General features: G+C 62.7%; 22 protein-coding genes and 1 pseudogene. 21 read left to right on the top strand and 2 right to left on the bottom strand.

What is annotated here, in order from left to right:
• Window positions 1–2 precede the first annotated feature (2 nt).
• The 14 genes from AXW67_RS31735 to AXW67_RS31670 all read left to right on the top strand — a co-directional run bounded on the left by AXW67_RS31735 (window position 3) and on the right by AXW67_RS31670 (window position 13,693).
• Window positions 3–1,055, top strand: a complete 1,053-nt coding sequence (locus tag AXW67_RS31735) for a hypothetical protein (protein ID WP_245315791.1) — start codon at window positions 3–5, stop codon at window positions 1,053–1,055.
• Window positions 1,056–1,094: 39 nt separating this feature from the next.
• Window positions 1,095–1,427, top strand: coding sequence for a copper resistance CopC family protein (locus AXW67_RS31730; protein ID WP_245315790.1), 333 nt, complete (start codon window positions 1,095–1,097; stop codon window positions 1,425–1,427).
• Between the two features lie 14 nt (window positions 1,428–1,441).
• Window positions 1,442–2,371: a copper homeostasis membrane protein CopD gene (gene copD, locus AXW67_RS31725; RefSeq protein WP_063681091.1), complete on the top strand. Its 930-nt coding sequence runs from the start codon at window positions 1,442–1,444 to the stop codon at window positions 2,369–2,371.
• A 90-nt stretch (window positions 2,372–2,461) separates the two neighbouring features.
• Window positions 2,462–2,839 carry a DUF2946 domain-containing protein gene (locus AXW67_RS31720; protein ID WP_201723742.1) on the top strand — a complete coding sequence of 126 codons (378 nt, stop codon included), beginning with the start codon at window positions 2,462–2,464 and terminating at the stop codon, window positions 2,837–2,839.
• 91 nt (window positions 2,840–2,930) lie between these two features.
• A complete protein-coding gene (locus AXW67_RS31715) occupies window positions 2,931–5,330 on the top strand; it encodes a TonB-dependent receptor domain-containing protein (RefSeq protein ID WP_063681089.1) in 2,400 nt (799 codons plus the stop codon).
• A 26-nt stretch (window positions 5,331–5,356) separates the two neighbouring features.
• Window positions 5,357–6,568 carry a sialidase family protein gene (locus tag AXW67_RS31710; RefSeq protein WP_063681088.1) on the top strand — a complete coding sequence of 404 codons (1,212 nt, stop codon included), beginning with the start codon at window positions 5,357–5,359 and terminating at the stop codon, window positions 6,566–6,568.
• A complete protein-coding gene (locus AXW67_RS31705; RefSeq protein ID WP_063681087.1) occupies window positions 6,565–7,062 on the top strand; it encodes a TlpA family protein disulfide reductase in 498 nt (165 codons plus the stop codon). Before AXW67_RS31710 ends, AXW67_RS31705 begins: the two co-directional genes overlap by 4 nt.
• A 29-nt stretch (window positions 7,063–7,091) precedes the next feature.
• Window positions 7,092–7,625 (top strand): copper chaperone PCu(A)C, encoded by a 534-nt coding sequence (locus AXW67_RS31700; protein ID WP_063681086.1) that lies wholly within the window; start codon window positions 7,092–7,094, stop codon window positions 7,623–7,625.
• A gap of 11 nt (window positions 7,626–7,636) precedes the next feature.
• On the top strand, window positions 7,637–8,059 hold the full coding sequence (locus AXW67_RS31695; RefSeq protein WP_035684112.1) for a hypothetical protein: 423 nt from the start codon (window positions 7,637–7,639) through the stop codon (window positions 8,057–8,059).
• Window positions 8,060–8,079: 20 nt separating this feature from the next.
• Window positions 8,080–8,595, top strand: coding sequence for a YcnI family copper-binding membrane protein (locus AXW67_RS31690; RefSeq protein ID WP_063681085.1), 516 nt, complete (start codon window positions 8,080–8,082; stop codon window positions 8,593–8,595).
• A complete protein-coding gene (locus AXW67_RS31685) occupies window positions 8,595–10,157 on the top strand; it encodes a copper resistance CopC/CopD family protein (protein ID WP_063681084.1) in 1,563 nt (520 codons plus the stop codon). Before AXW67_RS31690 ends, AXW67_RS31685 begins: the two co-directional genes overlap by 1 nt.
• A 153-nt stretch (window positions 10,158–10,310) precedes the next feature.
• Window positions 10,311–11,630 (top strand): proline--tRNA ligase, encoded by a 1,320-nt coding sequence (gene proS / locus AXW67_RS31680; protein ID WP_063681083.1) that lies wholly within the window; start codon window positions 10,311–10,313, stop codon window positions 11,628–11,630.
• A gap of 73 nt (window positions 11,631–11,703) precedes the next feature.
• On the top strand, window positions 11,704–12,984 hold the full coding sequence (locus AXW67_RS31675; protein ID WP_027550658.1) for a lipoprotein-releasing ABC transporter permease subunit: 1,281 nt from the start codon (window positions 11,704–11,706) through the stop codon (window positions 12,982–12,984).
• A 7-nt stretch (window positions 12,985–12,991) separates the two neighbouring features.
• Entirely contained in the window at window positions 12,992–13,693 is a 702-nt protein-coding gene (locus AXW67_RS31670) for an ABC transporter ATP-binding protein (protein ID WP_027550659.1), read from the top strand.
• 138 nt (window positions 13,694–13,831) lie between these two features.
• Here the strand turns inward: AXW67_RS31670 and AXW67_RS31665 are convergent, their stop codons facing one another.
• Entirely contained in the window at window positions 13,832–14,911 is a 1,080-nt protein-coding gene (locus AXW67_RS31665; protein WP_063681082.1) for a zinc-binding dehydrogenase, read from the bottom strand.
• 109 nt (window positions 14,912–15,020) lie between these two features.
• On the opposite strand from AXW67_RS31665, the gene AXW67_RS31660 reads away from it, so the two are divergent.
• From AXW67_RS31660 to AXW67_RS44490, 6 genes and pseudogenes are all read left to right on the top strand, one after another.
• A complete protein-coding gene (locus tag AXW67_RS31660) occupies window positions 15,021–15,794 on the top strand; it encodes a helix-turn-helix transcriptional regulator (RefSeq protein ID WP_063681081.1) in 774 nt (257 codons plus the stop codon).
• A gap of 167 nt (window positions 15,795–15,961) precedes the next feature.
• Entirely contained in the window at window positions 15,962–17,275 is a 1,314-nt protein-coding gene (locus AXW67_RS31655) for a TadE/TadG family type IV pilus assembly protein (RefSeq protein ID WP_245315788.1), read from the top strand.
• A gap of 11 nt (window positions 17,276–17,286) precedes the next feature.
• Window positions 17,287–17,790, top strand: coding sequence for a TadE/TadG family type IV pilus assembly protein (locus AXW67_RS31650; protein ID WP_245315787.1), 504 nt, complete (start codon window positions 17,287–17,289; stop codon window positions 17,788–17,790).
• Window positions 17,787–18,164 carry a TadE/TadG family type IV pilus assembly protein gene (locus AXW67_RS31645; RefSeq protein WP_245315786.1) on the top strand — a complete coding sequence of 126 codons (378 nt, stop codon included), beginning with the start codon at window positions 17,787–17,789 and terminating at the stop codon, window positions 18,162–18,164. The genes AXW67_RS31650 and AXW67_RS31645 overlap by 4 nt, the downstream gene beginning before the upstream one ends.
• Before the next feature lie 521 nt (window positions 18,165–18,685).
• Window positions 18,686–18,898, top strand: a complete 213-nt coding sequence (locus AXW67_RS42330; protein ID WP_245315785.1) for an MmyB family transcriptional regulator — start codon at window positions 18,686–18,688, stop codon at window positions 18,896–18,898.
• A 131-nt stretch (window positions 18,899–19,029) separates the two neighbouring features.
• A pseudogene (locus tag AXW67_RS44490) lies at window positions 19,030–19,248 on the top strand (oxalate/formate MFS antiporter); the annotation flags it as partial.
• 5 nt (window positions 19,249–19,253) lie between these two features.
• Here the strand turns inward: AXW67_RS44490 and AXW67_RS41095 are convergent.
• Window positions 19,254–19,535 (bottom strand): LexA family protein, encoded by a 282-nt coding sequence (locus AXW67_RS41095; RefSeq protein WP_063675745.1) that lies wholly within the window; start codon window positions 19,533–19,535, stop codon window positions 19,254–19,256.
• A 38-nt stretch (window positions 19,536–19,573) separates the two neighbouring features.
• Between AXW67_RS41095 and AXW67_RS31635 the strand changes: the two genes are divergently transcribed.
• Window positions 19,574–20,704 carry an IS630 family transposase gene (locus AXW67_RS31635; RefSeq protein ID WP_063675747.1) on the top strand — a complete coding sequence of 377 codons (1,131 nt, stop codon included), beginning with the start codon at window positions 19,574–19,576 and terminating at the stop codon, window positions 20,702–20,704.
• Window positions 20,705–20,715: the final 11 nt, after the last annotated feature.

Here is a 20,715-nt window from a genome sequence, read left to right as displayed (position 1 = left end):
GCATGGCGGCCGTCCGGCTGCCGAACTTGCACGTCAGTTGGCGGAGACCTTCCATGCCTATCTCTCATCCGCGTGCCAGCCTTTTGGCGGTGGCGATCGCGATTCTTCCTCTTTCCGGAAGCATGGCCCACGAAATCGTCGGCAACCGCTTCTTCCCGGCAACGCTCAGCATCGACGATCCCGGCGTCAACGATGAGCTGTCGCTTCCAACGGTCGACAGTTTCAAGACCGGCGATGTTCCGCCCGTTCGGCAGCACGACGTGTCCGGCGAGTTCTCCAAACGTATCACCGAGGATTTTGCGGTGTCGTTTGGCTCGACCTACACCTTTCTCAATCCGAGGGATCCGACTATCCCGGGCGCCAACGGATTTCAGAACCTGGAGACCACGTTCAAGTACCGGGTCTTCAGAGATCCCGTGCATGAATTCGTGATGTCGGTCGGTCTCAACATCGAATGGGGCGGCACTGGCGCGCAAAACGTCGGGGCCGATCCCTTCAACACCTACACGCCGATGCTGTGGTTCGGCAAAGGTTTTGGCGACCTGCCGGACAGGTTCTCCTGGCTTCGCCCCGTGGCCATCACCGGCCAGGTCGGCTACGCGATTCCCGCCAGGAATGTCACGACCACTTTCGGGATCGATCCCGATACCGGCGATTTGACCGCCGATGCCGAATTCCATCCGCGCGTGCTGAATTGGGGCGGAACCATCCAGTACAGCCTGCCTTACCTGAAATCATCCGTCGTGGACCTCGGCTTGCCGGAGTTCCTCAATCACCTGATCCCGCTCGTCGAAGCCAATCTGCAAACACCGGTCGCGAATACGCTCACCTCGGGCACAACGACAACAGGTACCATCAATCCCGGCGTCCTCTGGGTCGGCAACAAGTATCAGGTGGGCATCGAGGCACTGATTCCGATCAACCGGCAAAGCGGAACGCGTGTCGGTGTGATCGGGCAGCTGCACTTCTATCTCGACGACATTGATCCACGCGGCATAGGCAAGCCGCTCTTCGGCGGGGCGGTCCAGCCCGCCAGCCCCTTCGCAAGGAACTGACCGATGCGACGCTCATCTCTAAGTTCGATGATACCGTTCATGGTCCTGTTCCTGGCTTCGGTGATGTCCGGCGAAGCGTGCGCCCACGCCTTTCTCGACCATGCCGAACCGCGCGTCGGCAACACGGTCGCGAGCCCTCCGCGCGATGTGACGCTCTGGTTCACCCAGAAACTTGAGGCGGCCTTCAGTTCGATAACCGTCACGGGCCCCTCCGGGCAGCGCGTGGACGCCGGCAAGCCGCGCGTCAGCGGCGACCGGATGTCAATTTCGCTGAAGCCGGCAGGGGCGGGCACGTACCACGTGAACTGGCGCGTGCTGTCCGTGGATGCTCACACGACCGATGGGAGCTTCACGTTCCAGGTCGGTCCATAAGGGCTTGACCGCCGATGGATTGGTCAGCAGCCCAAGCGCCATTGGTCGCAACCCGCGCCGTGCATTTTGCCGCGACTGCGATCACGGTCGGAGATGTCATGTTCCGGACTATCGCCGCGTCAGCCTTCCGCCCTGATGCGGTTATGCCTGCAGCGTTCAGGGCGCCGACCTTACGGGTTTCGTGGCTCGGTCTTGGAGTTGCCGTGATCTCTGGCGCGATCTGGCTGTTGCTTCAAGCCGTCTCGATGAGTGGGATGCCGCTCGATGAGGCAATGTCGGCGGACGTGTTGTCGACTGTGATCAACGAAACGCAGTTCGGTCAGGTGACGACGCTTCGGGCAGGCCTTGCAGTCTGTCTGGCCGCCTGCCTCGTCTGTCATCGCGTGACGATCGCGCGAAGGCTCGGATTTGCGGCTGCGGTCGCATTTGCCGCCAGCCTCGCCTGGATTGGCCATGCCGGCTCGACCGCTGGCGAGGCGGGGTACCTGCATCTTGCCGCAGATGCGCTGCATCTGACGGCCACCGCGGCCTGGATCGGTGGCCTGGCGTCATTGATACTGTTCCTGGCGGCGGCCTACCAGAGCAAGGCAGTCTCGGTCACCTGCGACGTCGTAGGGCGGTTTTCCATCATGGGCATGGTCAGTGTGATCACGCTCCTGCTCACCGGCTTCATCAACGCGGCCATCCTTGTCGGCTCGCTGCATGCGCTGGTCGTAACCGACTATGGACAGCTCTTGCTGGTCAAGCTTGTCCTCGTCGCGCTCATGCTACTACTCGCCTTGATCAACCGATTGGTGTTGACGCCGCGACTTTCCGCGTTCGGCAACGGCGCCTTGCACTGGCTCAAGCGCAACTGCGCCATCGAGCTTGCTCTCGGCCTCGCCATTCTCGCCATTGTCGGGCTGCTTGGCACGATGCACCCTGCGATACACCTCGTGAACTGAATGATTGCTCTGCGTCAACCTGGTGCAAGAAGCGATCTCGACTCCGTGACGGATCGTGTCTAGTTAGTAAGCGAACGAATGGTTCGGCGGATGCGCGCGCGGCTGCAAAAATTCCTACCCATCGTCCTGCTCGCCTTGGTGATGCAGGTACTGGCGCCGATTGCCGCGTGCTGGGCGGCCGGTCAGGCCGTTGCCGATCCGCTCCAGACCGCCGTCATCTGTCATAGCGCAGGCGAGCAGGGCGCCGGCCTCGATGATCAGACGGGAGCGCCGACTGCGCATTCCGGTGCGTGCGCGCTGTGCTGCCTCGCACAGGCCAACGCCTCCCTCGATTCGCCGCTGCCAGCGACGTTCTCGAGTCCTTTCCGCCACGCCGAGAGCGTGGTTTGGCATGACGCGGCGGACCATGTCGCCGCACCTCCACGCGGCTCCAGCGCCCAGGCGCGCGCACCTCCGCAGGTTTCTTGACCTAACGACACACCGAACCGTTGGGCCGGCGCTGCCGTGCCGACGGCGTGCTCAATGAACCGGCCGACGCGCCGGACGTCAGGAATTCAAGATGTTACGTATTCGTGCGATCAGCAGCGCGAGCTTGCCCGTGCTTTGCGGCGTGCTGTCCTCGATCGGCTCCAACGCCCATGCCCAGGAGGCGCAGCAGACGCTGCCGCCGGTCACCGTTGAGGCGCCGCAGGCGGCCCGTCCCAAGCCTCCAACCCGGCCATCGAGGCCGCGCTCTGCCTCGGCCAGCCCCTCGACCAGGCCGCTCGCAGCGAATTCGACCGGCAGTGGCCCCACCCAGAACAACACCGTGACCGCCAGCGCAGCGCGAGCCAGTCTCTATCAATCGCCGACCGGTCAGACCGAAACCACCATCGATCGCTGGCAGTTCGACAACCGACCGGCGTTTTCGGTCAGCGATGTCTTGCGGGACAGTCCGGGCGTTTCGGTCAAGCAGGGGAATGGCCCCCGTGATTTCGGCATCTCGATTCGCGGATCCAACGCCCGGAACGGGTTCGGCATCCGCAATCTCGTGATTTTCGAGGACGGCTTTCCGGTGACGCAGCCGGACGGGCTGTCGCGAAGCGACCTGATCGACCCTCGTGCCTATAGCGCCATTGACGTGATCCGAGGTCCCTCGTCGGCCCTCTATGGCAACTATGCGACCGGCGGCGCGCTCAACTTTCGAACCCGGCCGGGTGGTACGATCGACGGCGTCGAATACGGAGTCGACGGCGGCAGCTATGGTTACCTCAACAATTATCTGGCGGCCGGCAAGAAGGTCGGTAATTTCGAGGGCTCGCTGTTTGCGAGCGACGTGCGGGGTGATGGCTATATCGGCAACAGCTGGTTCAATACGCAGACTGTCAATTTCCTCGGAACGCTCAAGGCGACGCCGGACGATCGCTTCACGGTCAAGATCATCAACAATGATCTCAGCACGCGGTTGCCGATCCGGCAGTCGCTGAACCAGTATTATCAAAACCCCTTGCAGCAGGGCTGCGCGACCGGTGCCACGGCTGCGCCCGGATGCGGCACGGTGACCTTGTTCAACAATGGATTCAACACGGCGGCCGGCACCGACAAGGAGACGGCCGTGCAGGCCGGGCTCGGCCGCAACGACCGCCGGACCATCGTTGGCGGCCGGTGGGAGCACGATTTCGACAATACGTTGACTTGGCGAAACCAGTTCGTTTTCGACGACAGGAACATCAATCAGCCGACCGGCTCGACCAGCGCCATCGGGGATTTTCCGTCGTACAATTACATGAGCGATCTGACCAAGCGTGGCGAAATCCTCGGACTGGAGTCGACCGCGTTCTTTGGCGCCTTCTACAACACCCTGACGGCGTCGAGCGACACGCGAAACTTGATGCCCGGGGGTAACGCCACGCTCGGCCGGCTGTCGAGCAATCTCTACAGCGAAACGACCAATTACGGCGTTCGCGCGAGGGAGGAGCTCAAGCTCACCTCGTCCTTGACGGCAGTCGCGGGCATCGGGTGGGAGACCACCGTTCTGAAGGGAATAAACACGGCGTATTCATACGCTGGTCCCACTGGAATCACGACGACGGCGATCACGACTGCGGACCGCCAGTTTCAGAACACCGCACCGGAGCTGGCGCTGCTTTTCAATCTGAACAACGAATGGCTGTTTCGTGGTCGGGTTGCGACCGGGTATGGTACGCCTCAGGTTTCGAACCTCTTCGTTCTCCCGACGGGATTGTCGGGCAACAATACCCAGCTCCAAACTCAAAAAAATCTTGGCTACGACATCGGCTTCGATTGGACGCCCAACAGGACGCTTAAGCTCAGCGCAACCGGCTTCTACGAGTTCTTCCGCAACGAGATCGTCAACCAGGCAACTCCGATCGCCGGGGTAACCTTTGCGTTCAACGCGCCGCGATCGGAACATCGGGGCGTGGAGCTTGCGGCCGACTGGAAGTTCTATCCCGGTTGGCGGCTCCTGGCGGCGTATACCTATCTCGACGAGGTCTATACCGAATACGTCGAGAACTTCACCAACGGGACCGTCTTCAGCTTCAATCGAGCCGGCAACAAAATTCCGGGTATCTCGCCCAACGAGCTGACGGCCCGGGTCGGCTACGACGAGTTTGCCGGGCCCCTGGCGGGCCTGGGAGCCTTTGTGGAGGTGCAGTGGAAGGACTCCTTCTACATGGACAACGCAAACCTGCTGAAGGCGCCGGGCTATGAGCTGGTCAACGTGAACGTCCACTACAAGACGGATCTGCTTTCCGAGTACTTCAGATCTTTGAACCTGTTTTTTGAAGTCAGGAACGTGTTCGATCGAACCTACGTTGCCTCGGCGAACAACATCACCAACTCGGTCACAGCGGCCGGCGTTCAAAACCCCGCGAGCGTGCTGGCAAACACAACGGGATCGATCTACGCGGGCTCGCCCCGCACGTTCGTCGCGGGTATGAAGGTGGCATTCAGATGATGCGGGCTCTCGCAGGGAGTAGGGCCATGGTTCGAAGTGGCTTGCTCGGGATACTCGCTCTTGCATGTTTGCAAGGCGCAGCGCACGGACAGATGCATGGTCAGCATGCGTCCGAAGCCGCCTGCGAAGAGCCCATGTTACGCTGTGCGACCAAGGCGACGCCTGCGTTCGGTCACGACGGGACGCTGTGGCTGGTCTGGATGGCGGGAGGGCAGGTGTCCGTCGCAAACTCGCATGATGCGGGACACACTTTTTCAGCGCCTGTCCAGGTCACAGCAAGGGGGTTGAATCTTGATTGGGGGCCGGACGCCCGGCCCAAAATCGTGGTCGATCGTCAGGGCGGAATCGCGCTCGCGTTCGCGACATTCAGGGATGAAGCATTCAACGGTCAGGTGCTTTACACGCGCTCGGCCGACGGCGGGAAGAGTTTTGCCGAATTGAGGCCGATCACCGCAAACAATGAGAGCCAACGCTTTGAGGCGCTGGCGCTCGATCAGGATGGGACGGTCTTTGCCGCCTGGCTCGACAAGCGGAATCGTGTCCCTGCGAAGCAGGCGGGTCAGAAATACGATGGGGCAGGGCTCTTCTTCGCGTCGTCACGTGATGGCGGAGCGACCTACGCGGAGGCCCGTCTCGCGCACGACAACACCTGCGAATGTTGCCGGTTGGGTCTGGCCTTCGCGGCGGCGGGGCGGCCCGTCGTGATCTTCAGGAATATCTTCGAGGGCGGCGTACGCGATCACGCGGTGATGACGTTCACTGACGTCTCGACCCCAGGTGAAATCCATCGGGTCAGCAACGACGATTGGCAGATCAATGCGTGCCCGCATCACGGGCCGAGCCTGACGGTTGCGCCAAACGGGACCTATCACGTCGCCTGGTATACGAACGGGAAAGCGCGGAAGGGATTGTTCTACGCGCACTCGCGCGACGAGGGCCGGACATTCTCTGCGCCCATGGCGGTGGGACGGCCAGATCGCAATCCGGCGCGGCCCTTTGTGCTCGCGGGCGCAGCGGAAACGGTGATGGTCTGGAAGGAGTTCGACGGCGAGAAGACCACGGTCCAGATGATGATCTCCCGTGACGATGGCGCGACGTGGTCGCCGCCCAAGACCATTTCGAGCACGACTGACACATCCGACCATCCCTTGCTCGTCTCCAATGGCCGGCAGTCCTATCTGTCATGGATGACGAAGGCGGATGGCTATCGTCTCATGCCGATCGAGGACCAGCCATGAAGCGTCGAATTGCTGGCATTCTGTGCCTGGGCATCCTGCTCGCGTCGGGATCTGCTCTTGGAGCGCAGCCGGCTCTCAAACCTTTCGAGCGCGGCACCTGGCAACGCGTCCTCCGGGATCACGCCGGTCGTCCAACGCTCGTGCATTTCTGGGGCGTGACTTGCGGGCCTTGCAAGGTCGAGCTGCCACTGCTCGGGCAGTTTGCGAAAGACCACCCGGATATCGATGTCATCACGATCAGTGCCGATCTCGTGCCGAATCTGCCGGCAGCGGCGCAATCCATGCTCGACAAGGCGGGGCTGTCGTCGACCGAGAATTTCATATTCAGCGACGGCTTTGTCGAGCGATTGAGGTTCGAGATCGATCCTGCCTGGCAGGGCGACATTCCCCGGACAATGCTGATCTCTCAGAACGGGACCATCACGACGATCGAAGGTTCGGCCGAAATTGCCGATCTCGAGAAATGGTCCGCCGAACAACGCTTCTCACACTGATGCTCAGTCTGCAAAAAAGGAGACCCGACATGAAGGCTATCGTACAAAATCTGCTGCTCGCAACGTTCGCTCTCGCTCTCATCGCTGCCCCCGCACGCGCCGACGACGTCAAGGCCGGCGACCTCGTGATCTCGCAGGCCTGGAGCCGGGCGACGCCGAGCGGCGCAAAGGTCGCCGGCGGCTATCTCACCATCGAGAACAAGGGGACGGCGCCGGACAGGCTCGTCAGCGTCTCGACTGAGATTGCGGGCAAGGCCGACGTCCATGAGATGGCGATGGACAATGGCGTGATGAAGATGCGCGCGCTCGACAAGGGACTTGCGATTGATCCCGGCAAGACCGTGAAGCTCGCACCCGGTGGTTTTCATTTGATGCTTCAGGAGCTGAAGGGGCCGCTCAAGCAGGGCGACAAGGTTCCGGTGACGCTGGAGTTCGAGAAGGCCGGCAAGGTCGCGATCTCCCTCGACGTCCAGGGCGTCGGCGCGCAGGCGCCCGGCGATGCAGGCCACTCCGGACACATGGAAATGAAGAAAATGCCGGATCATTCGGGAATGAAGATGTGAGGGAACCGATCATGATTCCCATGACCTTGCGCCAAACCATCAAGGGCCTTGCGCTCGGAGCAGCCGCGCTACTCGCCGTTGTCGCCACGCCGCTTGCGGCGGCGACGGACGACGACAGCTTCTTCACGCATCTGCACACCGAGAAGGCGATGGCCAATGTCACGGTCTCGCCTGGCCGCGCGGGTCCGGTCGAGATCACCATCCAGCTCGAGACCACCGACGAGGCGCCGCTAACTGCGAAAGCCGTGTCGGTGACGCTCGCGGACATGCAGACCGGCAAGAAGCTGGCGCCGGTTGAGGCCTCGCGCGACGGCGATGAGGGCTGGCGCGTGAAGGTGGCGCAGTTGACGCCCGGACGCTGGATGCTGGGTCTTGGTATTTCGATCTCCGAGGCCGATCATGTGAGCGTGGAATCGCCGATCCTGATCAAGTGACCCTGTGGAAGAGGCCGAACATGTCGAAGCGATCCTGCCTGATCCTGATCGCCGCGCTCGTCGCATCGCCGGCGGCCGCGCATGTCACTCTGGAAACGAAGCAGGCCACGGTCGGAGCATCGTACGAGGCCGTATTCGCTGTGCCGCATGGCTGCGCGGGCTCGCCCACGGTGAAGATCCGCGTGCAGATCCCGGAAGGCGTAATCGCGGTGAAGCCGATGCCGAAGGCGGGCTGGAACGTCGACGTCGTCGAGGGCAAATATGCCAGCGAGTACGACTATCACGGCAACAAGCTCTCCTCGGGCGTCAAGGAGGTGGCGTGGTCCGGCGGCAGGCTCTCGGACAAGAACTATGACGAGTTCATCATGCATACCGTCCTCGCTGACTCGCTCAAGCCGAACACGACCTTGTATTTTCCCGTCGTCCAGGAGTGCGAGACCGGCGTCAGCCGCTGGATCGAGATCCCCACGGAGGGAGCAGGGCATTCCGAGAGCAAGTCGCCGGCACCGGGCGTAAAACTCCTGCCAAAGCCCTGATGCGCTTTCTCGGCGCGCTCGCGACGCTGCTCCTTGTCGCCGGTTTCGCGACCGGCGCCCGGGCACACGCGGCGCTGATCTCGGTCGAGCCGGCGAGCGGCAGCATATTGACGAGCGCGCCGAAGGCGGTGGAGCTGCGCTTCAACGAGGCCGTGACGCCCGGTACGATCCGCCTCATCGACGGTGCGGGGAGGGCGCGCGACGATACCCGCGTCAGCGCATCCGGTGAGACGATCTCGATCGCCATGCCGGCGGGCCTGCCACAGGGCACGGCGGTGGTCAGCTATCGCGTCATTTCCCAGGATGGCCACCCGGTCGCGGGATCGGTGACCTTCTCGGTCGGCGTGCCTACGGCAACGAAGCCGCCCGCAAATGCGGACGGCGGATTGAATATCCTGATCTGGCTGGCGCGGATCGGTCTCTACCTCGGGCTCTTCGTCGGCGTCGGTGGTGTGTTCTTTGCGCGCGCGATCGCCGGATCGACCGTCGGAACGGCCGTGCCGCGTGCGGCGCTCTTCGTTGGGGTGCTGGGCGCGGTGGCCTCGCTTGGCCTGGTGGGCGCCGATCTCCTCGGCCTGTCAGCTGCGGCGCTGTTGACGTCGGCGCCCTGGAAGGTTGCATTCGCGACCAGCGCCGGGCCGGCATTGCTTGTTGCCATCGCGGCCATGCTGATCAGTCTGTTTGCGCTCCAGCGGGCGGCGGATGCATGTAGGCTATCGGTGATCGCATTCGTCGGCGTTGGACTGTCGCTCGCCATGACCGGGCACGCGGCAACCGCGCCGCCCGAGATGTTGACGCGGCCGGCCATGTTCCTGCATGGCCTCGGCGTCGCCTACTGGATCGGCGCTCTCGCGCCGCTCGCCGCGCTGGCGTCGAACCCCACGGCCGCAACATTGCCAATCCTGAACCGCTTCTCTCGGATCGCCGTGCCAGTGGTCGCCGTGCTGGCTCTGACCGGCCTCGCGCTGGCGATTATCCAGCTCGAAAATCTGGCCGCGCTGGTCGAGACCCGATACGGTTTCATCCTCTCGATCAAACTGGCGCTGGTTCTCGTGTTGCTGGCGCTCGCCGCGCTCAATCGCTTCCGTCTGACACCGGCAATCGCGCGCGATCACAAGGCCGCACCGGCGCTGAAGCACTCAATCCTCCTCGAATGCGGAATTGCTCTTGGCATCTTCGCCGTCGTCGCCGGCTGGCGCTTCACGCCGCCGCCGCGGACCATTGTTCCGGAGACGCCGCTGGCGATCCACATCCACAGCGACAAGGCGATGTTCCAGGTGCTGGTTTCGCCTGGCAAGGCCGGCACGAACGATTTCGTGCTCCAGCTCATGACCGGCGAGGCGACGCCGCTGAAGGCCAAGGAGGCGACGCTGACCCTGAGCCTGCCCGAGCGCGGCATCGAGCCGATGGAGCGCGAGGCCAAACTGGGGCCGGACGGCTACTGGCATGTGCGCAAGTCCGAGCTGCCCTTCGCCGGCCGCTGGCATGTGCGAATTGACGCCCTCGTGACCGATTTCGAGAAGATCACGCTCGAGGACGAGCTCGAGGTCGCGCCGCCGTGAGGTCCCGGACAGGGCGGTTCAAGCTGAACCTGAAGTCGACGGAAAAATGACAGGAATTTCCCTGCGTTAGCAGCTTTTCCTCATTCCCGGTCTTGTGTTTTCGCTCCCAATCCGGTTTCACTGCAACCCCTCACTGATTCTTCGAGTGTCTCCATGCGGTTGTCGCGGTTCTTTCTGCCCATCCTGAAGGAAAATCCGAAAGAGGCGGAGATCGTCTCGCATCGCCTGATGCTGCGCGCCGGCATGATCCGGCAGGAAGCGGCCGGCATCTATGCCTGGCTGCCGCTGGGCTTCCGGGTGCTGAAGAAGATCGAGCAGATCGTGCGCGAGGAGCAGGACCGTTCCGGCGCGCTGGAACTGTTGATGCCGACGCTCCAGCTCGCCGACCTCTGGCGCGAGAGCGGCCGCTACGATGCCTATGGCCCGGAGATGCTGCGCATTGCCGACCGTCACAAGCGCGAGCTCCTGTACGGGCCGACCAACGAGGAAATGATCACCGAGATCTTCCGCGCCTATGTGAAGTCGTACAAGAACCTCCCGCTCAATCTCTATCATATCCAATGGAAATTCCGCGACGAGCAGCGTCCGCGCTTCGGCGTGATGCGCGGTCGCGAATTCCTGATGAAGGACGCCTATTCCTTCGATCTCAGTGAAGCGGGCGCGCGCGTCGCCTACAACAAGATGTTCGTCGCCTATTTGCGCACCTTCGCGCGGATGGGGCTGAAGGCGATCCCGATGCGCGCCGAGACCGGCCCGATCGGCGGCGATCTCAGCCACGAGTTCATCGTGCTCGCCGAAACCGGCGAATCCGGCGTGTTCATTAATCGCGACGTGCTGGATCTTCCCGTGCCGGGCGAGGACGTCGACTATGACGGCGATCTGACGCCGATCATCAAGCAATGGACGTCGGTCTACGCCGCCACCGAGGACGTCCATGACGCCGCGCGCTTCGAAAAGGAAGTGCCCGAGGACAAGCGGCTCAACACTCGCGGCATCGAGGTCGGCCAGATCTTCTATTTCGGCACGAAGTACTCCGAGCCGATGAAGGCGCTGGTGGCGGGTCCCGACGGCGTCGACGTGCCGATCCATGGTGGTTCCTACGGCGTCGGCGTCTCCCGCCTGCTCGGTGCCATCATCGAGGCCTGCCATGACGATGCCGGCATCAAATGGCCGGAGGCGGTGGCCCCGTTCCGCGCCGTGGTGCTGAACCTCAAGCAGGGCGACGCCGCGGTCGATGCGGCCTGCGAAAAGCTCTATGCCGAGCTCAGCGCCAAGGGCGTCGACGTGCTCTATGACGACACCGACCAGCGCGCCGGCGCCAAATTCGCCGCTGCCGATCTGATCGGCATTCCCTGGCAGATCATGATAGGCCCGAAGGGGCTCGCCGACGGCAAGGTCGAGATCAAGCGCCGTAGCGACGGCGCCCGCGAGACCATGTCGCCGGCCGACGCGGTCGCTCGCCTGGTCGGCTGAATATTGTTCATCGCGCGATATCGAGGCTGCCAATCCGGCCACAATTGACCCCGAATCATGGGATTATCGAGCGATGGATGAGGCCATGACCGAAACCGTGCAAACCGCGCCTTTCGCGCCATTCGAGTGGATGCTGTCGGCGCGTTACCTGCGGGCGCGCCGCAAGGAAGGATTCATCTCGGTCATCGCCGGGTTCTCCTTCCTCGGCATCATGCTCGGCGTCGCCACGCTGATCATCGTCATGGCCGTGATGAACGGCTTCCGCAAAGAGCTGCTCGACAAGATTTTGGGCCTCAACGGCCATATCCTGGTCCAGCCGCTGGAATCGCCGCTGACCGACTGGAAGGACGTCGCCGAACGCATCAGCCAGGTGCAGGGCATCCGACTCGCGGCCCCCGTCGTCGACGGCCAGGCGCTGGCGTCCTCGCCCTGGAATGCCTCTGGCGTGCTGGTCCGCGGCATCCGCGCCGACGACCTCAACAACCTCACCTCGATTGCCAAGAACATCAAGCAGGGCTCGATCGAGGGCTTTGACGAGGGGCAGGGCGTTGCGATCGGCCGGCGGCTTGCCGACCAGTTGTCGCTCCATGCCGGCGACAGCATCACGCTGGTTGCGCCGAAGGGGGCGGTCACGCCGATGGGCACGACGCCGCGCATCAAGCCCTACAAGATCGTCGCCGTGTTCGAGATCGGCATGTCCGAATACGATCTCGGCTTCGTGTTCATGCCGCTTGCGGAAGCGCAGGCCTATTTCAACCGCAGCAACGACGTCACCTCGATCGAGGTGTTCACCACCAATCCCGACCGGATCGACGCCTTTCGCAAGTCGGTGACGGAGGCCGCGGGCCGCCCGGTGTTCCTGGTCGACTGGCGGCAGCGCAACTCGACCTTCTTCAACGCGCTCCAGGTCGAGCGCAACGTGATGTTCCTGATCCTGACCATGATCGTGCTGGTCGCGGCGCTGAACATCGTCTCCGGCCTGATCATGCTGGTGAAGGACAAGGGCAGTGACATCGCGATCCTGCGCACGATGGGCGCCTCGCAAGGCTCCATCATGCGGATCTTCCTGATCACGGGCGCCTCGATCGGCGTGGTCGGCACGCTGGTCGGCTTCATCGTCGGGCTCGTGATCTGCCTCAACATCGAGTCGATCCGGCAGTTCCTGTCCTGGTTGACCAGCACCGAGCTGTTCTCGCCGGAGCTCTACTTCCTCTCGAAGCTGCCCGCCGAGATCGACATCGGCGAGACCACGGCGGTGGTCATCATGGCGCTGACGCTGTCGTTCCTGGCGACGCTCTATCCGTCCTGGCGCGCCGCGCGCCTCGACCCTGTCGAAGCGCTCCGGTACGAGTGAGGGGCTGATGGAGCAGCAGGGGGCTGAAGATGTACCGGTCATTTATCTCCACGAGATAAAGCGGCAGTACTTGCAGGGCGAGGCGCCGCTGACCATTCTGGACGGCGCCAAGCTGGCGCTGTGGGCCGGGCAATCGGTGGCGCTGGTGGCACCGTCAGGCTCGGGCAAGTCGACGCTGCTGCACATCGCGGGCCTTCTGGAGGCGCCCGATTCCGGCGAGGTCTATGTCGGGGGCGCGCCGACCTCGCAGCTGCCCGACATCGAGCGCACCCAGCTTCGCCGTACCGACATCGGCTTCGTCTACCAGTCGCACCGGCTCCTGCCCGAATTCACAGCACTGGAGAACGTGATGCTGCCGCAGATGATCCGCGGCCTAAAGCGCTCCGAGAGCATCAAGCGCGCCAAGGAGATCCTGTCCTATCTCGGCCTCGGCGACCGCATCACGCACCGACCGGCGGAGCTGTCCGGCGGCGAGCAGCAGCGAGTCGCGATCGCGCGCGCGGTCGCCAATGCACCGCGCGTGCTGCTGGCGGACGAGCCGACCGGCAACCTGGATCCGCACACCGCAGACCACGTGTTCCAGGCCCTGATGCAGCTCGTCAAGGCGACCCGGGTCTCGATGCTGATCGCGACCCACAACATGGAGCTCGCCGGCCGCATGGACCGGCGCGTGTCGCTGTCGAACGGCCAGGTGGTCGAGCTCGACTAAAAACGCGAAAACAATCCCATGCAAAGTAGCCGGCCGCTGCCGGTGACGCCTGCCATTTGACACGTCGGGCAAAACACCGGCACGTTGCGATGCTCGCAGCAGTGGCAGGGCGATGGCTTATGCCAACCCGGGCGAGCACTACGGCCTGAGCACCGTCATCTTGAACGGGCCGGCATTGGCCGCCGCATAGGCCACCGCCTCGTTGGTATGGTCGAGGTCGAACGCCTTCGCCTCGTAGTCCTCGAGCCGCAACAGGCCCGCGCGCACCAGGGCGATCAGGCGCGTCGCTGCGTCCGGCGGATACATCCAGACGCCGTGGATCGTGACGCAGTTGCGCATGATCCAGGGGTAGGGCAGGTCGAGGCCTGCGCCACCCGCCATGCCGACCCCGCCCATCAGCACGACGCGTCCGTAAGGGCGCACCGTCATGATCGCTGCGCGCACCACATTCGTGCTGACCGAGGGCGGCATGATGTCGAACACGCAATCGATCGGCCCGCGTGCCGCGCGCCTCATCTGCTCGCGATCATCGCTCTCGTCGCCAGACAGCTTGACCGGCCGCACCCGCATCCCGAAGCGGCGGACGAGGTCGGCGAGAACCTTGTCGTTGCGGCCGGGCGTCACCACGCAGGCCGCGCCCATCGCGAGCGCGACGGCGACGGCCGCGCTGCCGAAATTGCCGGTGGCGCCGCTCACCAGCACGGTCTCGCCCGGCCGCAGGTCGGCAGCGAGGAAGCCGCCATAGGGCACGAGCAGCGTCCCCAGCGCGCACCATTGCGTGGCTTCGTCGGAGGTGATCTTGCCGAGCCGCTTCACGTTCTCCGTCGGCACCATCATCTGCTCGGCGAAGGAGCCGTGGCGAAAATGCTTTTGCAGGCGCATCCCGCCTTCGTCGCGCGCGCTCCAGCCCTGCAGCGTGATGTCGGGCGCCATCGCGTCGTCGCGGGAGCGCACGGTCGGATCGCAGAACACCCAGTCGCCGACAGCAAGCTTGGTCGCGTCCGGGCCGATCGTGCGGACCCGGCCGATGCCGCCGGGGCCGGGGATGACGGGCAGGTCGAGCGCGTAGGCGCGCATCCCGCTGAAGACCTCGCCCGCGTAGGACAAGACGCGCGTTGCGACGACGTCGACGATGACCTCGCCGGTGCCCGGCACCGGGTCGGGGACGTTCTCGATCGCGAGCGGCGATCCAAAGGATTTGAGCACGGCAGCTTTCATGGGCTTCACCTCATATTCGGGTGAAGCGAATATGCGGCCGCCTTGAAGGCGCAGGAAGGCCTGGTATTATCCTAGTATTTTCTGGACCCTCCATCGCAGCGAGCAAGCCATGGCCGACCCACGCCGCGTCGAATTCGGCGATTTCCTCAGGTCCCGCCGCGAGAAGCTGTCGCCGAAGATGGTCGGGCTTCCCGCAGGGCGGAGGCGACGCACCGCGGGCCTGCGCCGCGAGGAGGTCGCACAGCTCGCCGGCATCGGTGTCGACTGGTACATCCGGCTCGAGCAGGGCCGCACCGTGAGCCCCTCAGTCACTACGGTCGACGCGCTGGCCCGTGCGCTGCGCCTCAGCAAGACCGAGCACGCACATCTGAAGGCGCTGGCGCGCGACGGCGACAGGCGCCCGTTTACGCCCGAGATCGTGCCACCGCCCATTCGGCGGATGATCGAGAGCCTGAAGCAGCCGGCCTACATCACCGGGCGGCGCTGGGACGTGCTGGCCTGGAACGCGGCCGCCGAGGACATCTTCGCGTTCGGGCAATTGCCGGAGCAGGATCGCAATACGCTGCTCCTGGTACTGACGAACAAGCAGACGCGAAAAACTTACGGCGCGGGCTGGGCTGACGTTGCCAAGAGCATGGTCGCGATGTTTCGCGCCACCCACGACGTCTGGGCCGGTGATCCGGCCTTCACCGAATTGCTGACGCGGCTACGCCAGGGCAGTCCGGAATTCGTCAAATGGTGGGAGGCGCACGAGATCCGCAGCACGGCGTCGGGCCGCAAGACCATGAACCATCCGACCAGGGGCCTGCTCCAGTTCGAGCACACGAGCTTTCAGGCCAATGACGATCCCGCGCTGAAGCTCGTGATCTATACGCCGGTGTAGGAGCGCAGGCTCACAAGAGCGAAGCCTCGGCTTCTGACGGACGAGCGAAAAGGGCGGCAATCAGTTCTCGCACAGTTTCTCTAAAATTGTCTCGCCCGCGTTGGGGCGGGTTTAAGTCGGCCTGCATCAGCATCCGGGAAAAAGTGGCAATCGCCCCAGGAGAGGACATGGAGCGCCGGAGACCCTGCAGTCGTTCATTCAAGGCACCATGGGGTAATGCTCGTCTGTACGAACAGAGCGCCAGCCTGTTCCAACAATTCGTTCGAGACCAGTCGGGCAGCTATGTCATTATTTCAGCGCTGCTGATGCCGGTCCTGGTCGGCACAGCAGGGCTCGGCACTGAAGTGGGATGGTGGTACTACAAACATAAGAATATGCAGAGCGCTGCTGACTCGGGCGCTGTGAGCGCTGCAACAGCGGCAAGTGCAGGCACCGACCTCTTGTCCGAAGCCAATGCGGTTACGGCAAATTACGGTTACGCGAACGCGGCAAACAACGTCACGGTCACGGTGAACCAACCGCCGAAAACGGGCAATTATACTTCGAATCCGCAAGCAATCGAAGTCATCGTGAGCCAACCGCAACAGCGGCTGTTATCAGGCTTGTTCGGCTCGGATCCTGTACTCATCACCGCGCGCGCGGTCGCCTTGCCCAATTCCGGGACAGGCTGCGTGCTTGCGCTCAACGCGAGCGCGAGTCCCGCAGTCAACGTGAGCGGCAGCAACCAGCTCAACCTGATCAAGTGCAATCTTTACAGCAACTCGAGTGCGAGCCCATCGCTGAACGTTGCCGGCAGTGCATCGGTCTCTGCGAACCAGGTCGGCGTCGTCGGCGACGTCTCCGGCGCGAGCAGCATCACGGCGACCAATGGCGTTAAAACGCACATACAGCCGGTCGCTGATCCCTATGCGAACGTCTCTCCCCCATCGGAGCCGAGCTGCGATAGCAAGAAGTACACGATCAACGCCAATGGAAAAACAAACTCCCTCAGTCCCGGCTGCTACGCGGGTAGCGTTACGGTCAATGCCGGCGCAACTCTGAACCTTGATCCGGGTATCTACTATCTGGACGGCGCCAACCTGAGCGTCGCGGGAAACGCCACAATCACGGGCAACGGCGTGACCTTGGTTTTTACGGGGTCGGGAAGCAACTGGGGCACCGCTTCAATCGGCAGCAACGCGACCATCAATTTGACGGCGCCGACCACCGGCTCCACGAAAGGCATCGTCATGTATGGCGACCGGAATATGCCGGCCGGGACCGCTTTTAATCTCACGGGTGGTAGCACCCAGAACTTCGGCGGTGCCATCTACCTGCCAAAGGCCAATCTCAGCTTCAGTGGTGGTAACGGCACGAGCACATCCTGCACCAAAATCATCGCGGATACGCTGACGTTCACCGGCACCTCGAACCTTCAGGTTAATTGTTCCGCGCTCGGCACCGCGACGATAGGCTCGCAAACCGCGCAACTCATCGAATGAGGTTGGCCCCGATGCAGATTCAGCAGTCTTCATCCAAGATCCGCGATCGACTGATTGATTCTCTAACGGGACACGTGCGCGCTGCGGTCAGCGACAGACGTGGCGTCGCGGCCGTCGAATTCGGCATCATGATCCCGTTGCTGTCCCTGATGGTCGTTTCAGTGACCGACATTGGGCTCGCAATCTATCGCAAGATGCAGGTTGAAAATGCCGCACAAGCGGGCGCGCAATACGCAATTGCGCGCGGCTTTGACGCGAGTGGCATTTCCAACGCCGTAACAAGCGCCACGAATTCCACTGCCATCACCGCTTCACCTGGGCCGGTCCAGTTTTGCGGATGCCCAACGAATGCTGGAGTTAGCGCTGTCAGTTGCGGTGCGGTTTGCACCGGTGGCGCGCAGGCCGGCACATATGCGACGGTCTCGGCGCAAGCGACGTACTATACGCTCATCAACTACCAGATCGTGGCGGCCACGTACTCTTATAGCGCCCAGTCCACTGCGAGGCTGCAGTGAAACTCACAGCGTTATGGCAAGACAATCGGGGCGCGTCCGCGCTGGAATTTGCCCTGACCGCTCCCGTGTTTTTCCTGTTCATTTTCGGGATCATCGAATTCGGATTGCTGTTTTGGACGCAGCTCGGGATTCAGCATGGGACTGAAATGGCGGCGCGTTGCGCAACCGTCAACAGCACGCTCTGCCCAAGCGGCAGTGCCATAACGAATTACGCTGCCCAGCAGGCGTTCGGCCTCACGCTTCCAGCGGCGACATTCACCTATTCCACGCCAACATGCGGCAACCAGGTCAGCGCGAGTTATGCATTTCAGTTTCCGCAAATTCTCAATCTCTCCCCGGTGACGCTGACTGCCCGGGCATGCTTTCCGAGTTGAGCTCGCAGCCAAGCCAACGAAGATCCTGCGCTGAAGCTCGTGATTTGCTCGCCGGTCCAGGGCGTAGAGCACAAAGGCCAAGCGTCAGCTTCTCGCGCCGGGAGGAAACATCGCCGCCCCGCAGAGCAAAGTCGCGTCCGGCCACGAACGGACGCGGCCCCGAACTTTGGGACGTCGGCCTTGAAGAAATTATCGACTATGAAGGAATGCCAGCATCAACAATCCCCCGAAAAACCAGGGCAGGAATAGACACTCGACCACGATAGCGCAGCGTCGATATTTCTTGCCGCGCTCACTGTAAGCCGACGGGTCTCGCAAAAAGGAGGGGCGCCGCCCCTCAATCCGCCAATCGGTATAGCCGTTGAACTGAGCCAAGCCCGGTGCCAAGCTTCGGCGCATTTTCCAAATGAAGTAGGCATTCGCCAAGCCAAGACTTGGTATGCCCACCAACCAGACTAACCAGACCGCGTTTGAAGTGAACGACATGACCAAGCCGCCTCAGTTGGCGGCCCTTTGATATCATGCCAACGCCGCGATGTCGCCTTCCGGCCGAGCGGGCATTTGCACTGATCGCCCTCACGGAATTGCGGACGCGGCTATGCCAGCGCAGTCCGGAATTCGTCAAATGGTGGGACGCGCACGAGATCCGCAGCACGGCGTCGGGTCGCAAGACCATGAACCATCCGACCAAGGGGTCTGCTCGAGTTCGAGCACACGAGCTTTCATGCCAATGACGATCCCGCGCTGGAGCCCGTGATCTACACGCCGGTGTAGGGCGTAGCCTCGCTTCATCCTTCCGTCTAATGGTGATCCTGCAGAACCTGAGCAAGACTCGGAGGGGTCAGGGGGGTGAAGGAGTGCCCCGATGACTGCTGTGTCACGTACCGATCGGCCTGCGGAGCAGGCCTCCGAAGCTACCCGTTGGAGCCAATTGATCATCGGCATCATCTGCATGGTGATGATCGCCAATCTCCAGTACGGCTGGACGCTATTCACAATTCCCATCAGCCAGAAGCACGGCTGGAACCTGGCCTCGATCCAGGTGGCGTTCACGCTTTTTGTGCTGTTTGAAACCTGGCTAGTGGTTCATCACAGTGATTTTGACGTTTTGATACCGAGCCATCCGAGGATAGGCAACTTTTCGGGTGGCAAGAGGATCTCGATGCTTCGAGCGACGCCGGGCTGGCGACGAATGAACCCGTTGCGTTCGAGGGTGAGGATCATCTGGTGGACTGACGGCGGGCTGACGCGGAAATGCCGCTGGATGTCGGCCTCGGCGGGCGGCTGTCCGAACATGTACGAGTAGGTATGGATGAAAGCGAGATAGTGTCCCTGCTTCTCGGTGAAGTGCGCGCCTGATTTTTGACTCATAGCTGGATTCGTCCCGGCCTCCGACAAGGAGGCGAAGCATGAATGTACGTTATCGGGTCGAATTGAGCCAAGCCGAGCGGGACGAACTGACGGCAATGCTCGGCGGCGGCACGCATTCCGCCCGCAAACTCAAACGGGCTCAGATTGTGCTGGCGGCCGATTCAGGCAGCTGCGACGCGGAGATTGCCCGAACCGTCCGGGTCAGCCTTTCCACCGTCGGCCGGACCAAACGCCGTTTCGTAGAAGGCAATCTGGAGCGGGCCTTGAGTGAGGAGCCGCGTCCGGGCGCGGAACGCAAGCTGACAGGCAAGGAAGAGGCCCTGCTGGTGGCGACGGCATGCGCCAAGCCGCCCGCCGGCCGCAAACGCTGGACGCTGACATTGCTGGCCGACGCGATGGTCAAGCTCACCGATCACGCCAGCCTGTCGGGCGAGACCGTGCGCCGCCGGCTGGCCGACAACGACCTCAAGCCGTGGCGCCGGGATATGTGGTGCATTCCTCATGTCGACGGCGAATACGTCGCCCGGATGGAGGATGTGCTCGATCTCTACGCCGAGGCGCCGGATCCCGAGCGGCCCCTGGTTTGCTTCGACGAGACCCCAGTCCAGCTGATCGGCGAGGTACGCCAGCCGATCCCTGCCCAACCGGGACAGCGCGAGCGCTACGATTACGAATATCGCCGCAACGGTACCGTCAATCTCTTCGTCACCTTCGATCCGCATCGCGGCTGGCGCAATGTCAAGGTTACAGACCACCGCGCCGCGGTCGACTACGCGCACTGCATGCGCGAACTCGTCGACGTCCACTATCCCAATGCCGCCTGCATCCGTGTGGTGCAGGACAATCTGTCGATTCATACGGCCGGCGCGCTATATCAGGCATTTGCGCCTGCCGAGGCCCGTCGCATCCTGCGCCGCCTCGAGTTCCACTACACCCCGAAACACGCCAGCTGGCTCAATATGGTCGAGTGCGAGATCAGCGTGCTGCAGCGCCAGTGTCTCGGCCGTCGCATCGACGATCCCAAAAGGCTTCGAAAAGAAATCGCAGCATGGCAACGGCAGCGAAACAAGGCGCGAGACCGCATCAAATGGATGTTCACAACCGACAAAGCCCGCGCCAAACTCGGTCGCGCCTATCCAGTTGCCGCCAAAGAGTCAAAACCACTGTGATGAACCACTAG

Origin of the sequence: Bradyrhizobium neotropicale, from assembly GCF_001641695.1 — a bacterium.
In the GTDB taxonomy this organism is placed as follows: domain Bacteria; phylum Pseudomonadota; class Alphaproteobacteria; order Rhizobiales; family Xanthobacteraceae; genus Bradyrhizobium; species Bradyrhizobium neotropicale.
This window is presented reverse-complemented; position numbering and strand designations above follow the sequence as displayed.

Coding starts and splice junctions, on each gene's coding strand:
- AXW67_RS31735 (WP_245315791.1), top strand. CDS start 3: ATGGCGGCCGTCCGGCTGCCGAACTTGCACGTCAGTTGGCGGAGACCT.
- AXW67_RS31730 (WP_245315790.1), top strand. CDS start 1,095: ATGGTCCTGTTCCTGGCTTCGGTGATGTCCGGCGAAGCGTGCGCCCAC.
- copD (WP_063681091.1), top strand. CDS start 1,442: ATGGATTGGTCAGCAGCCCAAGCGCCATTGGTCGCAACCCGCGCCGTG.
- AXW67_RS31720 (WP_201723742.1), top strand. CDS start 2,462: ATGCGCGCGCGGCTGCAAAAATTCCTACCCATCGTCCTGCTCGCCTTG.
- AXW67_RS31715 (WP_063681089.1), top strand. CDS start 2,931: ATGTTACGTATTCGTGCGATCAGCAGCGCGAGCTTGCCCGTGCTTTGC.
- AXW67_RS31710 (WP_063681088.1), top strand. CDS start 5,357: ATGGTTCGAAGTGGCTTGCTCGGGATACTCGCTCTTGCATGTTTGCAA.
- AXW67_RS31705 (WP_063681087.1), top strand. CDS start 6,565: ATGAAGCGTCGAATTGCTGGCATTCTGTGCCTGGGCATCCTGCTCGCG.
- AXW67_RS31700 (WP_063681086.1), top strand. CDS start 7,092: ATGAAGGCTATCGTACAAAATCTGCTGCTCGCAACGTTCGCTCTCGCT.
- AXW67_RS31695 (WP_035684112.1), top strand. CDS start 7,637: ATGATTCCCATGACCTTGCGCCAAACCATCAAGGGCCTTGCGCTCGGA.
- AXW67_RS31690 (WP_063681085.1), top strand. CDS start 8,080: ATGTCGAAGCGATCCTGCCTGATCCTGATCGCCGCGCTCGTCGCATCG.
- AXW67_RS31685 (WP_063681084.1), top strand. CDS start 8,595: ATGCGCTTTCTCGGCGCGCTCGCGACGCTGCTCCTTGTCGCCGGTTTC.
- proS (WP_063681083.1), top strand. CDS start 10,311: ATGCGGTTGTCGCGGTTCTTTCTGCCCATCCTGAAGGAAAATCCGAAA.
- AXW67_RS31675 (WP_027550658.1), top strand. CDS start 11,704: ATGGATGAGGCCATGACCGAAACCGTGCAAACCGCGCCTTTCGCGCCA.
- AXW67_RS31670 (WP_027550659.1), top strand. CDS start 12,992: ATGGAGCAGCAGGGGGCTGAAGATGTACCGGTCATTTATCTCCACGAG.
- AXW67_RS31665 (WP_063681082.1), bottom strand. CDS start 14,911: ATGAAAGCTGCCGTGCTCAAATCCTTTGGATCGCCGCTCGCGATCGAG.
- AXW67_RS31660 (WP_063681081.1), top strand. CDS start 15,021: ATGGCCGACCCACGCCGCGTCGAATTCGGCGATTTCCTCAGGTCCCGC.
- AXW67_RS31655 (WP_245315788.1), top strand. CDS start 15,962: ATGGAGCGCCGGAGACCCTGCAGTCGTTCATTCAAGGCACCATGGGGT.
- AXW67_RS31650 (WP_245315787.1), top strand. CDS start 17,287: ATGCAGATTCAGCAGTCTTCATCCAAGATCCGCGATCGACTGATTGAT.
- AXW67_RS42330 (WP_245315785.1), top strand. CDS start 18,686: ATGCCAACGCCGCGATGTCGCCTTCCGGCCGAGCGGGCATTTGCACTG.
- AXW67_RS41095 (WP_063675745.1), bottom strand. CDS start 19,535: ATGAGTCAAAAATCAGGCGCGCACTTCACCGAGAAGCAGGGACACTAT.
- AXW67_RS31635 (WP_063675747.1), top strand. CDS start 19,574: ATGAATGTACGTTATCGGGTCGAATTGAGCCAAGCCGAGCGGGACGAA.